This window comes from Kitasatospora sp. NPDC058063 (assembly GCF_042885395.1).
GTDB classification, from domain to species: domain Bacteria; phylum Actinomycetota; class Actinomycetes; order Streptomycetales; family Streptomycetaceae; genus Kitasatospora; species Kitasatospora lactacystinica.
Window position 1 is genome coordinate 70,550 of the sequence record NZ_JBHVSD010000003.1, and the last position, 20,835, is coordinate 91,384.

At 74.5% G+C, this 20,835-nt stretch carries 20 protein-coding genes and 1 pseudogene; 8 read left to right on the forward strand and 13 right to left on the reverse strand.

The annotated features are described in order from the left end of the window. Window positions 1-2: 2 nt before the first annotated feature. Window positions 3-1,733 (reverse strand): DNA polymerase/3'-5' exonuclease PolX, encoded by a 1,731-nt coding sequence (gene polX, locus ACFVUY_RS06905; protein ID WP_387727896.1) that lies wholly within the window; start codon window positions 1,731-1,733, stop codon window positions 3-5. A gap of 76 nt (window positions 1,734-1,809) precedes the next feature. Beyond that, the gene (locus tag ACFVUY_RS06910) at window positions 1,810-2,535 is read right to left on the reverse strand and encodes a sensor histidine kinase (protein WP_387727898.1); all 726 of its coding nucleotides are present in this window, start codon (window positions 2,533-2,535) and stop codon (window positions 1,810-1,812) included. 279 nt (window positions 2,536-2,814) lie between these two features. Between ACFVUY_RS06910 and ACFVUY_RS06915 the strand changes: the two genes are divergently transcribed. Beyond that, window positions 2,815-3,432 carry a helix-turn-helix domain-containing protein gene (locus ACFVUY_RS06915; RefSeq protein ID WP_387688190.1) on the forward strand — a complete coding sequence of 206 codons (618 nt, stop codon included), beginning with the start codon at window positions 2,815-2,817 and terminating at the stop codon, window positions 3,430-3,432. Then, window positions 3,429-4,796: an MFS transporter gene (locus ACFVUY_RS06920; protein ID WP_387727900.1), complete on the forward strand. Its 1,368-nt coding sequence runs from the start codon at window positions 3,429-3,431 to the stop codon at window positions 4,794-4,796. Before ACFVUY_RS06915 ends, ACFVUY_RS06920 begins: the two co-directional genes overlap by 4 nt. A 182-nt stretch (window positions 4,797-4,978) precedes the next feature. Here ACFVUY_RS06920 and ACFVUY_RS06925 read toward each other — a convergent pair whose 3' ends face one another. Continuing rightward, window positions 4,979-5,650 (reverse strand): DUF6629 family protein, encoded by a 672-nt coding sequence (locus ACFVUY_RS06925; protein WP_387727902.1) that lies wholly within the window; start codon window positions 5,648-5,650, stop codon window positions 4,979-4,981. A gap of 6 nt (window positions 5,651-5,656) precedes the next feature. Further along, window positions 5,657-6,676, reverse strand: coding sequence for a DMT family transporter (locus ACFVUY_RS06930; RefSeq protein WP_387727904.1), 1,020 nt, complete (start codon window positions 6,674-6,676; stop codon window positions 5,657-5,659). 267 nt (window positions 6,677-6,943) lie between these two features. Between ACFVUY_RS06930 and ACFVUY_RS06935 the strand changes: the two genes are divergently transcribed. Next, entirely contained in the window at window positions 6,944-7,207 is a 264-nt protein-coding gene (locus tag ACFVUY_RS06935; RefSeq protein WP_380546048.1) for a dsRBD fold-containing protein, read from the forward strand. 350 nt (window positions 7,208-7,557) lie between these two features. On the opposite strand, the gene ACFVUY_RS06940 is transcribed toward ACFVUY_RS06935, so the two are convergent. From ACFVUY_RS06940 to ACFVUY_RS06950, 3 genes and pseudogenes are all read right to left on the reverse strand, one after another. After that, complete coding sequence (locus tag ACFVUY_RS06940) at window positions 7,558-8,331, reverse strand: hypothetical protein (RefSeq protein WP_387727906.1); 774 nt, start codon at window positions 8,329-8,331, stop codon at window positions 7,558-7,560. A 277-nt stretch (window positions 8,332-8,608) separates the two neighbouring features. Further along, window positions 8,609-9,413 (reverse strand): annotated as a pseudogene (locus ACFVUY_RS06945) (IS5 family transposase). A 166-nt stretch (window positions 9,414-9,579) separates the two neighbouring features. Beyond that, window positions 9,580-10,449: an alpha/beta fold hydrolase gene (locus ACFVUY_RS06950; protein WP_387727908.1), complete on the reverse strand. Its 870-nt coding sequence runs from the start codon at window positions 10,447-10,449 to the stop codon at window positions 9,580-9,582. A gap of 185 nt (window positions 10,450-10,634) precedes the next feature. Here ACFVUY_RS06950 and ACFVUY_RS06955 point away from each other — a divergent pair, with 185 nt between their 5' ends. After that, the gene (locus tag ACFVUY_RS06955; protein ID WP_387728212.1) at window positions 10,635-11,069 is read left to right on the forward strand and encodes a MarR family winged helix-turn-helix transcriptional regulator; all 435 of its coding nucleotides are present in this window, start codon (window positions 10,635-10,637) and stop codon (window positions 11,067-11,069) included. Window positions 11,070-11,079: 10 nt separating this feature from the next. Here ACFVUY_RS06955 and ACFVUY_RS06960 read toward each other — a convergent pair whose 3' ends face one another. After that, the gene (locus tag ACFVUY_RS06960; RefSeq protein ID WP_359907535.1) at window positions 11,080-12,006 is read right to left on the reverse strand and encodes an AEC family transporter; all 927 of its coding nucleotides are present in this window, start codon (window positions 12,004-12,006) and stop codon (window positions 11,080-11,082) included. Between the two features lie 286 nt (window positions 12,007-12,292). On the opposite strand from ACFVUY_RS06960, the gene ACFVUY_RS06965 reads away from it, so the two are divergent. Then, complete coding sequence (locus tag ACFVUY_RS06965) at window positions 12,293-12,751, forward strand: HD domain-containing protein (protein WP_387727910.1); 459 nt, start codon at window positions 12,293-12,295, stop codon at window positions 12,749-12,751. 236 nt (window positions 12,752-12,987) lie between these two features. Here ACFVUY_RS06965 and ACFVUY_RS06970 read toward each other — a convergent pair whose 3' ends face one another. Both ACFVUY_RS06970 and ACFVUY_RS06975 read right to left on the reverse strand, forming a co-directional pair. Further along, the gene (locus ACFVUY_RS06970; protein WP_387688174.1) at window positions 12,988-13,362 is read right to left on the reverse strand and encodes a transglycosylase SLT domain-containing protein; all 375 of its coding nucleotides are present in this window, start codon (window positions 13,360-13,362) and stop codon (window positions 12,988-12,990) included. Between the two features lie 566 nt (window positions 13,363-13,928). Next, window positions 13,929-15,491, reverse strand: a complete 1,563-nt coding sequence (locus ACFVUY_RS06975; protein WP_387727912.1) for a carboxyl transferase domain-containing protein — start codon at window positions 15,489-15,491, stop codon at window positions 13,929-13,931. A 280-nt stretch (window positions 15,492-15,771) separates the two neighbouring features. Between ACFVUY_RS06975 and ACFVUY_RS06980 the strand changes: the two genes are divergently transcribed. Next, window positions 15,772-16,164 carry a ribonuclease gene (locus ACFVUY_RS06980; RefSeq protein ID WP_380356563.1) on the forward strand — a complete coding sequence of 131 codons (393 nt, stop codon included), beginning with the start codon at window positions 15,772-15,774 and terminating at the stop codon, window positions 16,162-16,164. A 96-nt stretch (window positions 16,165-16,260) separates the two neighbouring features. Here the strand turns inward: ACFVUY_RS06980 and ACFVUY_RS06985 are convergent, their stop codons facing one another. After that, window positions 16,261-17,091 (reverse strand): MOSC domain-containing protein, encoded by an 831-nt coding sequence (locus ACFVUY_RS06985; RefSeq protein WP_387727914.1) that lies wholly within the window; start codon window positions 17,089-17,091, stop codon window positions 16,261-16,263. Between the two features lie 144 nt (window positions 17,092-17,235). On the opposite strand from ACFVUY_RS06985, the gene ACFVUY_RS06990 reads away from it, so the two are divergent. Both ACFVUY_RS06990 and ACFVUY_RS06995 read left to right on the forward strand, forming a co-directional pair. Continuing rightward, window positions 17,236-17,973 (forward strand): TetR/AcrR family transcriptional regulator, encoded by a 738-nt coding sequence (locus tag ACFVUY_RS06990; RefSeq protein ID WP_387727916.1) that lies wholly within the window; start codon window positions 17,236-17,238, stop codon window positions 17,971-17,973. 249 nt (window positions 17,974-18,222) lie between these two features. After that, entirely contained in the window at window positions 18,223-18,750 is a 528-nt protein-coding gene (locus ACFVUY_RS06995) for a universal stress protein (RefSeq protein ID WP_387727918.1), read from the forward strand. A 39-nt stretch (window positions 18,751-18,789) separates the two neighbouring features. Here ACFVUY_RS06995 and ACFVUY_RS07000 read toward each other — a convergent pair whose 3' ends face one another. Both ACFVUY_RS07000 and ACFVUY_RS07005 read right to left on the reverse strand, forming a co-directional pair. Further along, window positions 18,790-19,512, reverse strand: a complete 723-nt coding sequence (locus ACFVUY_RS07000) for an alpha/beta hydrolase family protein (RefSeq protein WP_387727920.1) — start codon at window positions 19,510-19,512, stop codon at window positions 18,790-18,792. Between the two features lie 266 nt (window positions 19,513-19,778). Next, window positions 19,779-20,585 (reverse strand): IclR family transcriptional regulator, encoded by an 807-nt coding sequence (locus ACFVUY_RS07005; protein ID WP_359907558.1) that lies wholly within the window; start codon window positions 20,583-20,585, stop codon window positions 19,779-19,781. Window positions 20,586-20,835: the final 250 nt, after the last annotated feature.

A 20,835-nucleotide genomic window follows, 5' to 3' on the forward strand; every position in this document is an offset into this window, starting at 1 on the left:
GGCTACCCGGGCACCGCGTCCTTGCGGAGGAAGTGCTTCAGCTTCTGCCAGGTCCAGGTGTTGACCACGTCCTCGGCGGTGAGCCAGCCGCGCTGCGCCGTGCCGATGCCGTAGCGCGGGTAGCCGAGCTGGCCGGTGGCGTGGGCGTCGCTGTCGATCGCGAAGCGCACGCCGTGCCGCCGGGCCCGCAGGACGTCCTCGTCGCGCAGGTCGAGCCGCTGCGGGGAGCTGTTGATCTCGATCGCGGTGCCGGTGCGCGCGGCGGCCTCGAACACCGCGTCCAGGTCGACGTCGATCGGCCCGCGCCGGCCGATCCGGCGGGTGGTGAGATGCCCGATGACGTGCACGTACGGGTTTTCGCAGGCGCGGATCAGCCGGCGGGTCTGGGCGGCCCGGTCCAGGGTGAAGTGCGAGTGCACGGAGGCCACGCAGACGTCGAAGCCGGCCAGGAACGCGGGCGGCCAGTCCACCCCGCCGTCCGGGCCGATGTTCAGCTCGGTGCCGTGCAGCAGGCGCAACTTCCTGTGCCGGCCGGCGAGTCGGCGCAGCTGCTCGCGCTGGGCGAGCATCTTCTCGTCCGTCATCCGCTGCATCACCAGGTCCGGGGCGTGGTCGGTGACGGCGAAGTAGGAGTAGCCGCGGGCGGCCGCGGTGTCGATCATCTCCTCCAGGGTGGCCAGCCCGTCGGTCAGGTCGGTGTGGGTGTGCAGGTCGCCGCGCAGGTCGGACTCCTGGACGAGGTCCGGGAGTCCGCCGTCCAGCGCGGCCTCGATCTCGCCCCGGTCCTCGCGCAGCGGCGGCGGGATCCACGGCAGTCTGAGGGCCGCGTACACCTCGTCCTCGGTCTCCGAGACCACCTTGGCGCCGCCGTCCACCTCGAACAGCCCGTACTCGGAGAGCTTCAGCCCGGCCCGGACGGCCATCGTGCGCAGCTTGATGTTGTGCGCCTTCGAGCCGGTGAAGTAGACCAGTGCCGCTCCCCAGTCCTCCTCCGGGAGGACCCGCAGATCCACCTGTACGCCCTGGGTGGTACGGATCGAGGTCTTGGTGCTCCCGCTGCCGATCACTTCGGCGACGGAGGGGAGGCCGGTGAGCGCGGCCATCAGCGGGGCGGAGTCCTCGGCGGTCGCGAGCACGTCGATGTCGCCCACCGTCTCGCGCATCCGGCGCAGCGAGCCCGCGTACGCGCAGCGGGTGCAGCCGGGGACGGCGGAGAGCACGGCGACGAGCTGCTCGGCCAGCTCGGTGGCGGTGTCCAGCAGCGTGCGGCCGCCGGACTGCCGCATCAGCTCGATGCCGTGCAGGATCTTCTCGCCGCTGCGCTCGCCGAAGCCGGGCAGGTCGGCGAGCCGCTCCGCGCGGGCGGCCGCGGCGAGTTCGTCCACCGAGGAGATCCCGAGGTCGCGGTAGAGGGCCAGGGCGCGCTTGGGCCCGACACTGGGGACGGCCATCATCTCCCGTACGCCGGACGGGATCTCGGCGCGCAGCGCCTCCAGCGCGGGGACGGTCCCGGTGGCGAGGTACTCGGCGATCTTCTCGGCCGTGGACTTCCCGACGCCGGGGATCTGCTGCAGACCCTTGACGTCCAGTCCGGCCAGGTCCCCGGGGTGGCCGCCGACCGCCCGGGCGGCCTTCTCGTAGGCGCGGGCCCGGAAGGCGTCCCCGCCGGTGATGTTGATCAGGTCGGCGTACTCCTGGAGCAGCTCCCTGACCTGGTCGTTGAGCCGGGGCATGGGGCAAGTCTAGGTTTCGTGGGCCGAATCCGCCGGGTGCGCGCCCCGGTCCGGCCCCGGACGCCGCGGTACTCCGTCAGTCGTACGCGACGGTCAGCAGCAGGACGACGGTCAGCCCGCCGCCGGGGGTGGGCTCCACCGCGAGCCGGCCACCGGCGGCGTCGACCAGGCTGTGCAGGGCGGGCCCCACCACGCCGTCCGTCCGGACACCGGCGGTCAGCCGTTCGCGCGCCCCGCTCGGCTCGGAGGAGCCCCGGTCGCAGACCCGGATCTCCACCCGGCCGCGGGTCGCCGCCGCCCGTCCGGACGCCCGCGGTGCGGACGTGCCACCCGCCACGTCGGCCCGGACCAGCACCCGGCCGCCCGGCGGGCTGCGCCGGATCGCCTGGTCGACCAGCCCGGCGACGGCGGTCTCCAGCCGGCGGGCGTCCCCGGCCACCACCGGCAGCCCCGGCGCCACCCGGACCGTGACGGCCGCCGCCCGGCCACCGCCGCGCACCACCCGGCGGACCAGGTCGGCCACCTGGACGTGCCGGGCCGTCGGCTCGCAGCCGTCCTGCCGGCCGGTCCAGCGCAGCCGCTCCAGCTCGGTGCGGGAGAGCGGCCTGGGCGCGGCCATCACGCCCGGTGAGTACGGGCCGAGGCCCTCCTCGGCCTCGGTGGTCGCCGGCGCGCCCGCGCGCCCGGACCCGCTCCGGTGGCCGGTGCCGCCCGCGCCGCCGAACGCGCCCACGGCGCCGCCGAACGCGCCGAGCGCCCGGGCCCCCGACGCGACGTAGCTCCAGAGCCTCCCGCGTGCCATCGCCCTGCCCCTCGTGCTCCCCGGCGGCCGACATCGAATCCGCGGCCGACCGGGACGGGCCGACTACCGGGCCCTTCCTGCCAGCCTGCGCCTCGCCCGGCCGGGTGACAATCCCGCTCCGGGCCGCGGTCCGCCCCGAGGCCCCCGCCGAGCGGCCGGTCGGGCACCCGCCGACCGGCGGGGTCCCGGAGGCGCGGCCTGCTGCGCGTCGAGCAATCGCGAAGACTTCTTCGCAAAAAACCCTTTGCAAAGAAGTCTTTGCGGTTCTAGTCTCCTGCCATGACCGAAGAGCGCGGCTGGAAGCACAGCGACGACCCGCACATCGCCATCACCGCCAAGAACATGCGGGCGATGGCGCACCCCGTGCGCATGCAGTTGGTCGGACTCCTGCGCAAGCACGGCCCGTCGACGGCGACGAGGCTCGCCGCACAGCTGGGGCTGAACTCCGGAGCCACCAGCTACCACCTGCGCCAGCTCGCCGCCGCGGGCTTCGTCGAGGAGGACGAGGAGCGCGGCAACGCCCGCGAGCGCTGGTGGCGTTCGGCCCACCCGCTGACCGTCTGGACGGTGGACGACATGGCGGACGACGACCTCGACACGGCCGCCGGCTTCCTGCGGTCCGTCCTGGCCGCGCACACCCTGACCGCCCAGCGCGCGCTGGACGCCTTCGAGACCATGCCGCGCGAGTGGCGCCGGGTGACGGACCTCAGCGACCGGGTCCTCCAGCTCACCCCCGCCGAGGCGGAGCGGCTCTCCGGCGAGCTGTTCGAGGTGGTCCGGCGCTACCGGCAGATCGACCACGGCGAGCCGGTCCCGGAGGGCACCGAGCAGGTCTCCGTGATCGTCCACGTCCTGCCGGACACGAGCACCACCACGACCGAGGGGGAAACCGCATGACCACCACCACCACCACCGGCACCGGTGCCGCCGCCGTCGACGCGCCCGGGCGCAGCTTCCGCCCGCTGGCCGGGGTGCTGGCCGCCACGGTCGTCTCCGTGACCGGCACGCGCGTCTCGGCCATCGCCCTGCCCTGGTTCGTCCTGGCCACCACCGGCAGCGCCACCATGACGGGCCTGGTCGCCTTCGCCGAAATGGCGCCGTACGTGGCGGTCAAGGCACTGACCGGGCCGTTGGTGGACCGGCTCGGGCCGCGCGTGGTGTCCTGGACGACGGACGCGGTCAGCGCCGTCACGGCCGGGTTGGTTCCGCTGCTGCACGCCCGGGGGCTGCTCCCGTTCTGGGCGCTGCTGGTGATGGTCGCGGTGATCGGGGCGATGCGCGGCCCGGGGGACCTGGCCAAGTCCGTCATGGTCCCGGAGGCGGCCGACCGCGCCCGGGTGCCGATGGAGCGCGCCACCGGACTGTCGGGGGTCACCGAGCGGCTGGCCTCCACCATCGGTCCGGCGGTCGGCGGCGGGCTGGTCGCCCTGATCGGGCCGCTGGCCGGGCTGGCGGTCAACGCGGCCACCTTCGCGCTCGGGTCGCTGATCATCGCGGTCGCGCTCCCGCGCGGCATGGGGCGCCCGGCGGTGCCCGCCGTGGCAGCCGAACCCTCGGCGGAGGAGCAGCCCGCGGGCTACTGGCGGATGTTCCGCGAGGGCTTCACCTTCCTGCGCTCGGAGCCGCTGCTGCTCACCGTGATCGTGATGATCGGCATCACCAACCTGATCGACGCCGGGTTCACCACTGTCCTCGTCCCGGTCTGGGCGCGCGAGTCCGGTAACGGTCCGGCCGCGATCGGCCTGGCCACGGCCGTCATGGGCGCCACCGCGGTCGTCGGCAGCCTGATAGCGGCGGCCGTCGCCTCCCGACTGCCCCGCCGGACGGTGTTCTTCGTCGGCTTCCTGCTGTGCGGCGCGCCGCGCTTCCTGGTGCTGGCCCTCGACGCGCCGATGTGGCTGGTGCTCACGGTCTTCGCGATCGGCGGCTTCGGCGCCGGCTTCCTCAACCCGATCCTCGGCGCGGTCCTCTTCGAACGGGTGCCCCGCCACCTGCTGGGCCGCGTCCACGCCCTCGGCGACTCCCTCTCCTGGGCCGGCATCCCGCTCGGTGGACTGGTCGCCGGTGCGGCGGTCGCGACGGTCGGGCTGATACCCGGCCTGATCGCCGGCGGAGCCCTCTACTTCGCGACCACGACCCTGGCCGGGCTGCGCCCCGAGTGGCGCGAGATGGACCGCTTCCGAGGGCACGCGGGCAGCGCGGTCCAAGCGGGCGGCGCGGCCGACGCGGCCGACGACTCGGAACCGGCGCACTGCGCCTAGGCCCTCTCTTTCGGATCACGCCAGGCGGTCGCCGCCGGAGCACGCACCTCGCCGGCTTGTCGTCGGTCGCCGATGCTCCGCATGGACTCCCTCCTCCGCACCGCCGATGCACGCACTCCAACGACGCCCACCGGTCCGACGTGATCCGAAAGAGAGGGCCTAGGTGGCCCCCAGGACACGCCCTACCGGGCCCGGTCTTCGGCAGGGGCTGGTCGGCCCGGCGGTCGGTGGCCCGCCCACTGGAGCAGCAGCAGGCTGGTCAGCGCGGCGAGGGCACACCACGTGGAGACGAAGGCGAGGTGCCAGAGCAGGGCGCAGGCGGCAGCGCCCGCGCCGGTGAGGAGACCGAGACGGCCGAGCAGCCGGTCGCCGCTCACCAGCAGGGAGCCGACGGTGACGAGGAGGTAGCCGGCCAGCAGGAGAGCCGGGTACGGGATGCCCACCGCATAGCCGAGGGTGTGGCCGTGCACGGTCGCCCCCACCGGGTGGGAGCCGATGGCCACGGCCAGCGGAGCGGCGACCGCCGCACCGAGCAGGGTGAGCGCGGCGAGCAGCCGTCGGCGCGGGCCGTCGGTCGCGCACCACACGGCGGCGGGGACCAGGACGGGCAGCAGCGGCAGGGCGACCACCGCCCAGGCGGTGCGGGCCGCTCCGGCGAGGCCGTCCGGCAGCCCGCCGTCGGTGCCGAGCCAGACCAGCGCCTCGATCAGCTGGTGCACGCCCAGGACCAGGGGGAGCGCGGCGAGCGGCAAGCGCTCGGGCCGGCCGGCCCGGTGGGCGCGGACCAGGCACGCCACCCCCGCGACCGCGACCAGCCCACCGGCCACGGCGTCCGCCTGCGCACTCCAGCACATCGGGGCCTAACCGGTGCTCCCGGGGCGGTCGTGCTCCGCGGACCCGCCCGTCGGTTCGTCCTTCGGATAGTCGTCCGGACTGCCCTTCGGCCCGCCGCCGGACTTCTGCTCCGCCCCGCCCTCCCGCGGCTCCGCTCCGTCCTCCGGCGGTGCCCCGATGCTCTCCAGGGTGTCGCGGACGGTCCCGGGCATCGCCGGATGGCGGCCGATCACGATCACCCCGATCACGATCGCGACCAGCCCGGCGGCCTGCCAGGCCAGCGCCGCCGGGGTCACCCGCAGCCGGTCGCCGAGGAACCCGACCGCGCAGGCGATCCCGGCCACCGGCTGGGCGGCGGTCAGAGCAGGCAAGGACATCCGCAGCGGCGCCGCCTCGAAGGCGCTCTGCACCAGCAGCAGCCCGACCACGCCCGCCACCACCACCGCGTACGGTTGCCAACTGCGCAGCACCGCGGACAGGCCCTCGTGGTCGAGGCGCAGGGTGGTGGTCCGGGTCAGCGCGTCCTGGAGGCCGTAGAGCAGCCCGGCGGCGAGCGCCAGCAGGGTCGCCTCCTCGAACAGCGGCAGCCGCCGGGCCAGCGAGACCAGCAGCACGACCAGCCCGACCACGGTGCCGACCACCAGCCAGTGCCGCAGCTCCCCGGCGGGCGCCCCGCCGCCGGTCGGTTGCCCGGCCACGATGAAGGCCGTCACCCCGAGGGCCAGCAGCAGCACCCCGGCCCAGCCGGAACGGCCCAGGGTCTGACGGGTCAACACCCGGGCCAGTGCCATGGCGAAGATCAGATTGGTGGCCAGCAGCGGTTCGACCAGCGACACCTCGCCCTGGTTGAGGGCGAACGCCGAGAGGATCAGCCCGCTGACCATGAACCCGGTGCCGAGCAGCCACTGCGGCATCCGCATCAGGTCCAGCAGCAGCCGCCAGCGCAGCAGATCGGAGCGCGGGGCTTGCTGCGCCGCGTGCTGCTGGAGGACGAAGCCGAGCCCCAGACAGCAGGCCGCACTGAGAGCGAGGAGGAAGACCGCCACGGAGGGACCACCAGGTTGTCGCTGCCCGCGCCGCGCCGACGGCTCCGAGAGGTGGGTCGGAGGTCGCGGCCGCTCCCGTCAGCCTACCGCCGGGCCGGTGCCCGGGCCGGGCGCACGACGCGCGCGCGGCGCGGCGGGCACCGGGCCGTCCGGCAGCGCTTGCCGCCACCGGCGGGGCAGGCGCACGCTGGTGTGAGCGGCCGCCACGGGTCACCGTCCGTGCCGGTCCGGACAGGCGCGACGGGGGCCGGCGCCAGGAGGTGTGGCATGCACAACCAGTGGGACGTGGAGCTCAGCTTCGAGGAAGACGGCGTGCACACGGCGTGCGAGGCCAGGCTGACCGGCGCCAGGGCGCCAGGCCTGAGCGCGCACGGCGAATCCGTGAAAAGCGCGGACGACCGTCCGCTCGCCAGGATCGGCGAGGAGGTCGCGGCCGCCCGGGCCCTGGAGGACCTGTCCCGCAAGCTGCGGGCCCAGGCCACCGGGGAGATCGACGACGAAGGGCACCGCCCGGGGTACCTGATCTACTGAGCCCACCGGCAGCCGAACCCCCGTAGGCCGCGGCGGCCCGTGCACGGCTACCGGACCGGGAACGGCGTGCCATCGTGCCGCCGGATCGTCGTGCCGCCGGATCGTCGCGCCGCTGGATTCGCGCCGCCGAGCGGAGCCGCTCCTCCCGGGCGCGAAGGCTTCGAGCAACTCGGCGACCATGCGCTCGACAGGGTGTTCGCGGCCGACGGCGTCCACGCAGGCGCGCTCCGCCTCGGTCCGGCCCGAGGGAGGCGCCGCCACACCACGTCCGCCGTCCCCCGCGGTGTCACGGCCCCGGCCCTCCGCGGCGCTCGGGACGGCCGCCGCACTGGCGGATCCGGTCGGCGCTCCTACCGGCGCCACCAGGGAGCGCGCAGGACGTCGTCCGGGTCGACGGCACAGTTGGTGCCGCTGACCACCTCGTGCGCCGGGACGTCCCAGCCGACGACGCCCGCGGCCTGCCGGTCCAGCTCGACCAGCCGGGCGCGCTGCGGGCCGGTGCCGGTGTCGACGTCGCACATCAACACGCTCGTCCAGGAGCGGCCGTCGAGAGCGGCGACGACCGAGAACGCCGGAAGCACCACCAGGGAGAGCAGCAGCGCCGCGACCCGGACCGCCTCGACGGCCCGGGCCCCGAGGGCCGTGGCCGGCCGCCCGGTGCGGTGGCCGGTGACGGCCGAACGCGCGCCGGTCCGGTACTCGGCCACCACACCGAGGCGCAGCAGATAGCCCAGGGCGCCCGCCGCCACACCCCACCACAGCCCGTTGAACGCGCCGACCACCACCCCGAGCGCCCCCGGCAGGATCGCCGCCCGGGCCGCCGTCTCCACCAGCGCCCGCCCCTGGTGCCGGGCGGCCCCGCCGTGAGCGGCCCGATAGGCATAGCTGATGTAGGAGAGCACCGCCGCCAGCACGACCGCCAGCACCGGCTCGGCGAAGAACATCCCGATGACGACGTCCACCCAGTTCGCCGGCCCCATCGCCAGCAGCGCGTCCCGCGCCGCGTCCCCGCCCCCGAGCGTCCACGCGAGCTTCAACACCGGAATGGCGAACACCACTGCGGGCGCCATCACATGAGCCGCACTCACCTGCCGCCCGCCGCCGGCCCGCGTGGTTTCGATCATCCGGCAACGCTGAGCACGCCGCCCGTACCCCCGGCCGTCCGACACCCACCGGTGCACCTCGTGGCCCAACCCTCCCGCGCCCCCGGCGACGGCCGGCGACCCTCGCGCGCCGGACCCGTGCTCGTCGAGAAAGCCCGCCCGCCGCCGGTGCTCCTCGCGGCCCCGCCGCCCGAGCAACCACTCCCGCCGGAACGCCCCCGACCCCAGCCACCAGGTCGTCCCCGCCCACCGGAAGTCGACCTGGCCGACTTCCGGCGCCGTCGAACCCTGGAGCGTGTCAGAAAGTTCGTGCAGGAGGAGCTGACACGCGTCGGTATGTGATCACGCAGCAGGCCAGCTTGAGGAAGGCCTCATGGATCGTCGCGGATGTCCCAGCGGATCCGCAGGTGCAGGAAGCCGTGGATCCACGCGGTTGGGCCGCTCGACGACCCATCGCACGGCTCCGAGACCGGAGCCGTGCGGCACACCCCGGTGGGCGATCACCGGCTTGATGCCCTGCTTCCACAGCAGGCGACGGGACTTGTCGAAGTCGTGGCCGCGGTCGGCGAACAGCTGCCGGGGCAGGTGGCACGGACGATCGGTCCTGCCACGGATGTGGCGGATCGCGTTCAGCAGCGGCAGGAGCCGGGTGACGTCGTGGCGGTCGCCGCCGGTCGGTGCGATGGCCAGTGGCGTGCCCCGACCGTCCGTGATCACGTGGTGCTTCGGGCCCGGTCGGGCGCGGCCGACCGGGCCCGGGCGCGGTTTGGGCCGCCGCGACGGGCCTGGCGGTGCGAGCCGTCGATCACCGCCCGCGACCGGTCCAACCCGCCGGCGCGGTGCAGTTCGGCCAGCAGCACCTGGTCGAGACGGTCCCACACCCCCGCCTCGTGCCAGTCCCGTAGTCGGCGCCAGTAGGTCATGCCCGAGCCGAAGCCGAGCTCCTGCGGCAGCCACTCCCACTGGATGCCCGTGTGCAGCACGAACAGGATCCCCTGCAGACAGCCCCGGTTTTCCAACGGCGGACGGCCGGTCTTGCGAAGCCGCTGCTGCCGCACGGGCAGCAGCGGCTCGATCCGGCCCCACAGGTCATCCGACACCAACCACGGCGCTCTCTTCCCGAGGGCCCACTCAACGAGCCGCCAGGCGAACAGACATGGGCACCACGCAGTTCTGTCAGCTCCTCTTGCGCGAAGTCCCTTACGTGCCCGAACCCTGCAGCACGAGAAGTCGGGTGGACCGACTTCTCGTGCGGGTGGGTGGGGGTGGTCAGGTCTGGTGGGTGGGGCTGAGGAAGGCGGTGAGGCGGGGGTTGAGGTCCTGGGCGGCGGCCATGGGGAGGTTGTGGTGGGAGGCGCCCGGGAGGATGGCGACCTCTGCTCCGGGGAGGGTGCGGCGGGCGGTCCGGGCGAGGCGGTGGGGGTCGTGGGTGCGGCTGTGGGCGGCGAGGAGGGTGAGGACGGGGGTGGTGAGGGTGCGGAGGCGTTCGGGGGAGGGGCGGGGGCCGGTCACGACGGGGGAGGCGGGGAAGTCGGCGTAGCCGAGGGCGTAGAGCTCGCGCCAGGCGGGGTCGAGGGGCGGGGTGTCGCCGGTCTCCCAGTCGAGGTAGGAGCGGGCGCGGGCCGGGGTGCGGTGGGGCAGGAAGAGGGGGAGGGCGCGCAGCAGGTAGCCGGGGCGGAAGCCGGCGAAGCACTGGGTGGGGTCGAGCAGGGCGAGCCTGCCGACCCGGGTGGGGGCGTGCAGGGCGTACTCCAGGGCGATCCAGCCGCCGTACGAGTGGCCGCAGAGGTCGGCCCGCGGGACGTCGAGTCCGTCGAGGACGGCGTCCAGCCAGCCGAGCAGGCCGGGGACGCCGTCGAGGGCGGCGCCGTCGTGGATGCTGCGGCCGGGGTCGCCGATGAGGTCGACGGCGAGGACGCGGTGTCCGGCCTCGGCCCAGGCGCCGGCGTTGGCGAACCACATGGTGGAGGTGGCGCCGCCGCCGTGGAGGAGGACGAGCGGGTGGCCGTCGGCGGGGCCGCAGGCGTTGATCCGGGTGGTGCCGTGGGCGGTGCGGACGGTGAGTGCCTCGACCGGGACGGGCCAGCGGGCGAGCAGGGCGTCGTAGGCGGCGAGGAAGGGGGCGGTGCGGGCGGACATGGGGCCTCCGCTGGTGTGGTGTGATGGCGGCCGGGTCGGCTGAATCACTCGCCGAACACGAATCGCGCTGAACACGTACAGCGTTGAGCAATTATCTCGCTGAGCAATTATCTCGCTGAGCGAGAGAATAGTCGCACATGCCCTCCCCGAGGAAGGACGACAGGGTGTCCGAGGTTGCCGAGCCGATGCGGCTGGTCCATCTGCTGCGTGGCCTGACGGTCGAACTCGACCTGTTCGGAGCCGAGTTCGCGGCCCGCAACGGTCTGCACCCGACCGATCTGCGGGCGCTGATCCACCTGCTGGACGCGGCCAGGGCCGGGGAGGTCGTCACCCCGGGCCGGCTCGGCGGGGCGCTGGGGCTGAACTCGGCGGGCACCACCGGCCTGGTGGACCGGCTGGAGCGGCTCGGGCTGATCCGGCGCGAGCGCGACCCGCAGGACCGGCGCCGGGTGCGGCTGCTGGTGGAGGAGCGGGCGATGGAGCTGGGGGAGGGCTTCTTCGGCGGGCTGATCGGCGATCTGGTCGCGGCGATGCGGCGGTTCGAGCCGGGGGAGCTGGACGCGGCCCGGCGCTTTCTGGCGGCCGTGACCGAGGTGGTGTCGGCCGCCAGGGAGAGGTGAATGGCCGGAACTACGCGGGGCCGAGGGTCCAGCTGATCACCGACAGCGTCGCCATCGACAGGAGCGTCGACCAGAGCACCGCGTCCCGGGCGAGGGCGGTGCCCCGCTGGTACTCGCGGGCGTAGGTGTACACGTTCTGCGCGGTGGGCAGCGCCGAGAACAGCACCACGGTGAGGAGCTGGTGGGCGGGCAGGTGGAGCAGCGGGCCGGCCACGGCGAGTGCGACCAGCGGTTGGACCAGGGTCTTGAGCACGACGATCAGCCCGACCTCGGTGCGGCGCGGACGGCCGTCCGCCGGTGGGCGGTTGTGCAACGAGAGGCCGAGGGTGATCAGCGCGGTGGGGACGCCGGCGCCGCCGAGCAGTTCGCAGGAACGATTCAGCTCGGCAGGCAGGTGCACGCCGGTCGCCGAGACGACCGCGCCCAGCGCGGTGGCCAGCAGGATCGGATTGCGGACGGGCAGGGTGAGCAGCGCCCGGCGGCCGGCCGCGCCACCGTCCAGGACGGCCAGGACGGCGGGGGTGACCACCAGGATCTGGAACAGCACCACGGGCGCCACGAAAGAGGCGTCGCCGAGGACCTGCATGGTCACCGGGATGCCGAGGTTGGCCGAGTTGACGTAGCCGGAGGCCATCGCGCCGATGGCCAGTTCGCCGGGCTTGCGGTGGAACAGCAGCCGCCCGGCGAGCAGCCCGAGGCCGATCGCGACCGCGGTGCCCGCGGTGAAGGCGAGCATCGAGGCGTTGGCGAAGCGGTCCAGCGGGGTGCGGGCGATCATCAGGAACAGCGCGGCCGGCATCGCCACGTGGAACACGAACCGGTTGAGCACCGTCTCGGCGTGCGGCCCGAGCAGCCCGGCGCGGCCGACGACGTAGCCGACGCCGGTGAGCGCCCAGATCGGCGCGAAGGCGGACAGCAGGGGATGCAGGGCTGGCATGGTTCCTCGGATCGCTCGGACGGGTCTGCCGGTGCGACGGGGGTGTCCCGTCGGGGGCGCCGACTTCCGAGCGCGGTGACCCCCCGAAGCCCATGAACCCCCGGGGCAGTAAACCAGTGGCCGCGGGCGCGGCGATCAGTGGGTCTGTCGCGAGCACGCCAGCAAGTCAGGCCGTCCGGGACGGTGCCGGCCGGCAGGGGGCGGGGCCGAGGGACCGGCGCCCGGTCGATCGCCCGGGCGCCGATTGCCCGGAGCCGGGCCGATCGCCCGGGCCTACGATGGCCCGATGGAGGACCAGTACCTGAGCCTGTCCGAGGTGGAGGCGATCGCGCGCCGGGCCCACCAGGGGCAGGTGGACAAGAACGGCCACCCGTACGGCGAGCACATCGCGGCGGTCGCCCGGGGGGCGGCGGCGCGCGGCGGCAGTGCGGCGCAGATCGCGGCGGGCTGGCTGCACGACACCGTCGAGGACGACCGGCTGAGCCGGGAGTGGCTGGCCGGGGCCGCGCTGCCGGAGGAGACCAAGGCGATCGTGGACGCGCTCACCCGGCGCCCGGACGAGCCGGTCGAGGAGTACACCGCGCGCATCCTGGCCACGCCGGGCGCGCTGCTGGTCAAGCGCGCGGACCTGGCGCACAACTCCGATCCGGCGCGCCTCGCCACCCTGGACCCGGCGACCGCCGAGCGGCTGGCCGCCAAGTACGCGCGAATGCGCGAGCTGCTCGGACTCACCGGCGAGCTGTAGCCGTACGCCGGCATGCCCCGCGAGCGCGAAGCCCGCACGCCGTAAGCCCGCGAGCGCGTAGCCCGCGCACGGAGGTCCACGGGTCGGGCCGCCGCCGGAGAACCAGGAGAGGGCCCGGACCACGCGGGTCGCGCGGGTCCGGGCCCTCTCGGGCACCCCGGTGGTCCCTGTCCGACCCCCGGGGTGAGGGGGAGTGGTCAGGTGACGGCGGTGGTCGGTGGGCCGACGGGGTCGGCTTAGTACCAGTGGTGGGTCTGCCAGAAGTTCCAGGCGGCGTTCGGGCTGCCGTAGCGGGTGTTCATGTAGTCCAGCGCCCACTTGATCTGGGTGGTCGGGTTGGTCTTCCAGTCCGCGCCGTGCGTGGCCATCTTGGAGCCCGGCAGTGCCTGGGCCAGGCCGTACGCGCCCGAGCTCGGGTTGGTCGCGGTCACGTTCCAGCTGGACTCGTGGGCGATGATCTGGTTGAAGGACGCCAGCTGGTTGGCCGGGACGATCTGGGCGGCGATGGCCTGCGGGGAGGCGGTGGCGGCGTTCGCGGTGGCGGGCAGGACACCCGCGCCCAGGGCGGTCAGACCGGCGGCGCCGGCGAGAATCGCGGCGGAAGTGCGCATGCGGAGCTTGAAAGCGGGCATGAAGAAGAGGACCTCAATCGGGTTGGGCCGGTCGCTCCCCGCCCAGGACCACGGCCCGACAGGGGCCGAACGGTTGCGGGGTGCGACGCGATCAGGAAGCCGTCCACCGGCGGGACAGGAGCCGGTGCGGCTGGCGATGGAAGCCATTGTTGCCAGACCGGATCGGCCGTCGCCAAGACCCGCTCGGTACGACCCGCGGTCGTACGGAACGGGACGCCGTGGATTCGAAGGGCCGGTCGCGCGAAGCCTGCCGACCGGTGCTGAGCTGCGGGAACGCGGGGAGTGCCGGGGTGGCGCGGGTGCCGCCGGGGTGTCCACTACCGTCCGTCGTAGTCGTTGATCGCGTGTGAGCGCACTCACCGTTCGGGGCTCGGGGGGCGTCACTCGCCGGTCCGGCGGCCGCACGGTGGGTGCAGATGATCAACGCTGCCTTGAGACCGGGGCCACACCGTGGTGATGAGACCGGGGCCACATTGCCCTGGCCGTGCCGATGCCGGCGTCACGCGGTCGCGGCGGGACCGGAGCCGAGCCGCCGTGGTGGACGGCTAGCGCAGGTCGCCCAGTCGCCGGTGCCTGGCGGCCCGGGCCGCGAGCCGGTCCGTTTCGGTGGTGGCAGCCAGGGCGCCGAGCGCCGCGCCGACCGCCTGCCCGAGCCGGGCGCAGAAGGCCTCCGGCTCCTCGGAGGCGTCCGGCAGCTCCGGAACCACCTCGTCGACCAGCCCGACCTCGGCCAGGTGACGCGCCCCGATCCCCTGGGAGCGGGCCAGCTCGGCGGCGTGCGAGCCGTCCCGGTGGACGATCGCCGAGGCGCCCTCCGGCGGCAGCGGTGCCAGCCAGGCGTGCTCGGCGGCGATCACCCGGTCCGCCGGGAGCAGCGCGAGCGCCCCGCCGCCCGAGCCCTGGCCGAGCAGTACGGCCAGGACGGGTGTGCGCAGCGCGAGCAGGGTGGTGAGGCAGTGGGCGATCTCCACCGCGATGCCGTCCAGCTCGGCCCGCGCCGACAGTTCGGCGCCGGCCGTGTCCACCACGGTGACCAGTGGCAGCCCGAGTTGTTCGGCCAGGCGCGCGGTGCGCCGTACGGCCCGCAGGTCGGCGGCGGTGAAGGGGCGCTCGTGCTCGGGGGTCTGCCGCTGCTGGCCGACGACCAGCACGGGCCGCCCGCCGAGCACGGCCAGTGCCCGGACGAGCGCGCCGCCGCGCCCGCCGGGGGCGTCCAGCAGCACTAGTTCCTCGGTGGTGTGCCGCAGCAGTTCGCGGGCGCCCGGGCGGTCGGGGCGACGGGTGCGGCGGACGGAGTCCCAGGCGTCCGGGTGTCCGGGGGCGTCCGGGTCGGCCTCGGCCTCGGGCACGGCCTCGGGCTCGGGAGTGGGAGCGGGCGTGGGAGCGGGCGCGGACCCGGGGCCGGTGGAAGGGGCCGGCGGTGCGGCGGCGAGCACGGTCAGCGCGCGGCGGAGCAGTTCGCGCAGTTCCTGCGGCGGCACGACGGCGTCCACCAGCCCCTGGCCGGCGAGCGTCTCGGCCCGCTGGACGTCCGGCGGCAGCTCCACGCCGCGCAGTTCCTCGTACACCCGCGGGCCGAGGAAGCCGAGCCGGGCGCCCGGCTCGGCGAGGACCAGCTGCCCGAGCGTGCCCCAGGAGGCGAAGACCCCGCCCATGGTGGGGTTGCGCAGATAGGTGACATAGGGGAGGCCGGCGGCGCGGTGCGCCTGGACGGCGGCGGTGATCCGCAGCATGCAGAGGAAGGCCGCCGACCCTTCCTGCATCCGCGTCCCGCCGGAGACCGGCAGGGCGAGCAGCGGCAGCCGCTCGGCGGTGGCGCGTTCGACGGCGCGGGTGATCCGCTCGGCGGTGGCGACGCCGATCGAGCCGCCGAGGAAGCCGAACTCGGAGGCGATGAGGGCGACCGGCCGGCCGCCGATCAGGCCGCGGCCGGTGAGGACGGCCTCGTCCAGGCCGGTGCGCTCACGGGCGCGGTCGAGCGAGGCGCGGTAGCCGGGGTCGGCCCGGTCGTCGGCCGGCGGCTCGTCCCAGCTGCGGAAGCCGTCGGGGTCGACCAGCAGTCCGATCAGCTGGTGGGCCGTCAGTGCCGTGCCCGAGCCCGTACCCATGCCCACCCCGTCAGAGATCGTTCCGGCCCTGCCGTGATCCGCCACGCTACGGGGCACTCTATGCGGCCCGGTCCGGGCGGGACAGCTCCGACTTGAGTTCGATGACGGTCGACCCTTGTGTCGGCCGGGCGGTTCGTGGGCATCGTGCGGGTGGCCCCGGGGGCGGGGTGCGGTGGTCGGCGTACGGCTCAAGTCTCCGCAGGTAAAGGGGGGTTACTCACTGGTTAATAGTTTTCCCGAAGGCTTCCAGAGTTGACGGTGTCCCGCCACACTGAGGGGCATGACTCGCACTCTACGCGCGTGGAAGTCCCGCGCCGCCGCCGTCACCGCCGTCGCCCTGATGACCCTCGCCCCGGTCGCCGTCGCCACCGACGCGCACGCCGACGTGAGCGGAACGGTCTGCCTCTCCGCCCTCCCGTCGCAGGCCGCCGACACCCTCGACCTGATCGCCTCCGGTGGCCCCTTCCCCTACTCCCAGGACGGTGTGGTCTTCCAGAACCGGGAGGGCGTCCTGCCCGGTGAGTCCTACGGCTACTACCACGAGTACACCGTCATCACCCCGGGCTCCCCGACCCGCGGCGCCCGCCGGATCGTGACCGGCCGGTCCTACCAGGAGGACTACTACACCGGCGACCACTACGCCACGTTCTCGCTGATCGACCAGACCTGCTGAACCTCCACTGACCGACCGTCCCGGAACGCTTCCGGCGCGACGGTGGCCCCGGCCCGCTTCCCCGCCGAGGTCACCGCCGTGCGGGTCGCGCCGGGCTCAGAGCTCGAACGGCCCCCAGGCGCCCACCGTCAGCTCGTCCCCCACCCGCAGCGTGCCGGGCCGCAGCACCGCGAACTTGCTGCCGAACGCCACCCCGCCCGCAGTCGCCCGACGGTACCGGGCCAGGGTGCGCAGCGGCTCCGGCCCCGTCTTGGTGCCGCTGGACTGGTCCAGCGTCGTCACGGCGCAGCGGATCGCCAGCTTGGCGTAGCCCAGTTCGGCCCCGCCCACCTCGATCCTGCGGGCCAGGTCCTCGGTGTGCGGTTCGGTCCAGCCGTCCACCACCAGGTTCGCGCGGAACCGGTCCATGGGCACCGGCCGAGTGTCGGAGAGCTCGCCGGACAGCCCGTTGAAGTGCTCCAGCGAGGAGTGCGACACCAGGAGCACGGCGCAACTGTCCGCGTAGGCCGAGGTCCCCGGGGTCAGCCCGGTGGTCACCCGGTCGTGCTCCGGCGGCACCCGGACCAGCCGGCCGCGCGAGCCCAGCACCTCGGACAGCCAGTCGGCGGCCTCCTTGCCCTGATCGATGCCGAGGAACGGCAGGTGGAACAGCCGCACCTCGCGGCGCGGGCCCTCGGTGTCCACCGTCACCGACAGCGGCTCCATCCCGGAGGCGGTCAGCGTCAGTGAGCGGCCGTCCCGCGTCACCGCCGGGCGGACGGTGGCCAGGACCGGGTCCCGGCGCTGGGAGCGGAACACGCCCTCCTCGTCCACCACCATGAACTCCCGGTCATGGGCCAGCCCGGCCCGGGTGAGCTCCGCCTGCGCGGCCGTCACCCCGGCGCAGCCCTTGACCGGGTAGTACCGCAGCTCCGTCACCGTGGCCATCGCTTGGTCGCCCCCTTCGTGCAGGCGCACCGTTCTGCACCTGCGTACCATCCATCTCATCGACCCCACAGGGTAGTTGAGCGGCTCGGCGGGGCTGGTGGGCGGTGCCCGGTGGGCGAGCCCGGCGCTTGCTAGGGTCGGGGCATGGCACCACCGAGCAGCGCGAACCCCCCGGGGCGGCTCCGGCGGGACGCGCAGCGCAACCGTGACCAGCTGCTCGCCGCCGCCCGCGACATGTTCTCCCGGCACGGCCTCGACGTGCCGCTGGACCAGATCGCCAAGGAGGCCGGCGTCGGCAACGCCACCCTCTACCGGCACTTCCCGACCCGCGAGGCGCTGATCGCCGAGGTGTTCGAGGACGCCGGGGGCGGCCTGGCCGCCGCAGGTGAGGAGGCGCTCGCCGCCGAGGACGCCTGGAGCGGCCTCGAACGGTACTTCGGGCGGATCTTCGAGCTGGTCGCCGCCGACCGGGGCATCAACGACCTGGTCACCCAGGCCATCCCGGCCATCCCCGGAATGATCGAGATCAGCCGCCGGCACGCCTCCACCGTCGGCGCCCTGATCGCCCGCGCCCAGGAGCAGGGCACCATGCGCCGAGACGTGGTCACCATGGACCTGCTCTTCCTCCTCGGCCCGCTCTGCCGTGCCCTGCCCGCCGCCACCGAGCTGCGCCCCGACCTCTGGCGCCGCTACCTCGCCCTCCTGCTCGACGGCTTCCGCGCCCGGGCCGCCCACCCGCTGCCGGTCCCGCCGATCGGGGAGGAGCACCTGGACCGGATGTTCGCGGACCTCTGGGAGGCGGGGGCGCCGGAGCAGCCGGTGTCGCAGAAGCAACCGGGGCGGCAGGAGCAATCGGAGCGGCCGGAGTCGCCGGAGCGCTGAGCGCGCCTCGCCCGCGCGGCATCAGGGACGCGTACGGAACGGCGGGCTCCACGTCAGAGCCGCGTCAACGGGCGGTGCCGTACGGGCGTGGACCGCTTTGCTGGGGTGGAATCGGCGCGGTCCGGTGCGGCACGGGCCAGGCGGCCCGGTCCAGTGCGCGGGCACCCGGGCACCCGGGCACCCGGGCACCCGGGCACCTTGGCACCAGGGCTTCCGCGCGCGGCCGGACGGAGAGGCAGGGGCGGAGCCATGGCGGACAGTGGTACCGGCGAGGGCCGGATCGTGGTCGGCATCAGCGGCTCGCTCGGCAGCCTCGCCGCGCTGCACCACGCGGTGGCCGAGGCCCGCCGCACGGACGTCGAGGTGCTCGCGGTGCTCTGCTGGACCCCGCCCGGCGACGAACTCGGCTACCGCCGGACCCCGTGCCCGCCGGTGATCGAGGCCGGCCGCGATGCCGCCGTGGCCCGGCTGCGGCAGGCCCTCGACGAGGCCTTCGCCGGACGCTACGCGGGCGTCCGCCTGCGCTGCCAGACCGTTCGCGGCGACACCGGCCACACGCTGGTGCGGTGCGCCGACCGGCCCGGGGACCTGCTCGTCCTCGGTGCCGGCCGGGAGCGCGGCCGCCTCGCCCGGCTGGTGCACCCCTCGGTCACCGCCTACTGCGTGCGGCACGCCACCTGCCCGGTCCTGGCCGTCCCGCGCCCACCGCTGCAGCGCGACCTGGAGGCGCTGGAACGCGGCCATGGGCTGCGGGAGCCGGCGGCGGGGAACGGCTAGCGGCCCGCGTGGCCCGGCGGGCGGGAGCCCGAGGCGGGCCTACGACAGCCCGGCCGCCTCGGCGAGGACGGCGGCGGTCCGTCGGCCGGCGGCCAGGGTGGCGGCATCGGTGGCCGGGAGGCAGCGGCGGGCCTCGGGACGGTAGGCGGTCATCACCACGCCGGCGTGGTCGGTGGGGAGTTCGAGGGTCCGTACCGCCGACATCTGCTGTGTAAGAGCAGCGCTCAACTGCCGGGTGTGCTCGACGTCCACGATCTCGTCCGCCGTGCCGTGGACCAGCCGGAGCGGGACGGGGGAGGGGGTGGCCGCCAGGTGGTCGAGCGGGGCCTCGCCGGTGGTGACGGCCCTGGTCGAGTAGTGGGAGGCGATACCGACCGCGGCGGCGGGGCGCAGTTCGGCGGGGGTGTCGGGGTGGGTGGCCACCGCGATCGCCTCGCGGCCGCCCATCGACCAGCCGGCCAGGACGAGGCGCGTCGGGTCCCCGCCGTACTCGGTGGCGATCGGGCGGGCCCGGGCCAGCGAGGCGAGCAGTTCGGCACTGCCGCCGTCCGGCTGCGTGGCGTCCCAGTCCGGGACGAGCACCAGCAGCCCCAGCCCGGCGGCCTCCTGGGCCAGCGGCCGCAGCACATCGCGCTCGTTCGGGCCGTTGCCGTGCCAGAGCAGCACGACGGGGGCCGGCCCGGTGGCGCCGGAGTCCGGAAGGTGGATGTCCGTCAGTCGTCCGGCGGTGTACGGAACCGTCCGGAGCCGAGCGTTCGTCATCCGGGATTTCCCTCCGATTCGTTGAATGATCACGGAGCTGGTACTGTACTTCTCGTTGCGAGGGAGCGATTCCTCCTCAGGCGTCAGTGGTGCTACCAGAGCACGTCCTACTTTCAGTAGGAAGAGTCCGTGCGACCCGGGCCTGGCGCTCCGAAATCGGACAGGGTCCGGTGCCGTGCAAACGGCGCCGGGCCCTGTCCGCGTTTCCGGGGGGGGCAGGACCCCGGCCGGGCGAGGGCCGGCTAGGGCCGGCCGCGGTCCGGCGTTCAGGACGGCTGGCGGTCGGAGCCGAGTTCGCGGGAGATCCGCAGCCCGACCTGGGCGACGACCGGGCCGAGGGCGCGGACCCGGGCGGCGGTCATCCGTGAGGTGAGGCCGGAGACGGAGAGGGCCGCGGTGACCTCGCCGGTGTGGTCGAAGATCGGGGCGGCGACGCAGCGGACCTCGGGCTCGTTCTCGCGGTCGTCGATCGAGTAGCCGCGGGCGCGGATGCGGGCGAGGTCGGCGCGGAGCCGGGGCTCGTCGGCGATGGTCCAGGCGGTGACCGGGCGCAGCCCGGCCGCGACCACCTCGGCGACGGCCTCCTCGGGCAGCCAGGCCAGGATCGCCTTTCCGGTGGCTGTGCAGTAGGCGGGAGCCCGGCTGCCGACCCGGGAGGCCATCCGGACGTTGGTCTCGTCCTCGACCTTGTCCAGGTAGACGATCCCGGGGGCCTGCCAGACGGTCAGGTGGACGGTCTCGCCGGCCTCGCGCTGGAGCCGGCGCAGGTGCTCGGCGGCGACGCTGCGCAGGTCGAGGGTGGTCAGGTAGGCCTGACCGAGCCGCAGCGAGCCGTGGCCGAGCCGGAACCAGCCGGTCTCGCGGTCCCGGTCGAGGAGGTGCTCGTCCAGCAGGGGGCCGGCCAGTCGCAGCACGGTGCTCTTGTTGAGGCCGAGGCCGTCGGCGAGCTGGGCGAGCGGGACGCCGCGCCGGTCGCCGTGGTCGCGGACGTAGCCGAGGACGGCGAGGGCGCGGCGCAGCGAGGAGGACTGGTTGCGTTCGGTCGCGGGTTTCTTGGGCGCCGTCTCCGTCATGGGTCCGTTCCCTGGTGTCGTTCTGCCGGTGTTCCCCCGCAGGTCGGCGGCGGTTGTCAGAACGTACCCGTTCGCGACCCGATCGCCGCATCTTCGATACAACGTTGTGCAGTGCAAAACTTTCACCAACTCCCTCTTGTTGGCGCCGATCGGCCCCGCCTAACGTCCCTGCCATCGAGCAGGCGACGACGCCCCACCCGAGCGCTGCGCCCTGCCGTACCCCCACCACTTCACCCACCATCGGCCCCGG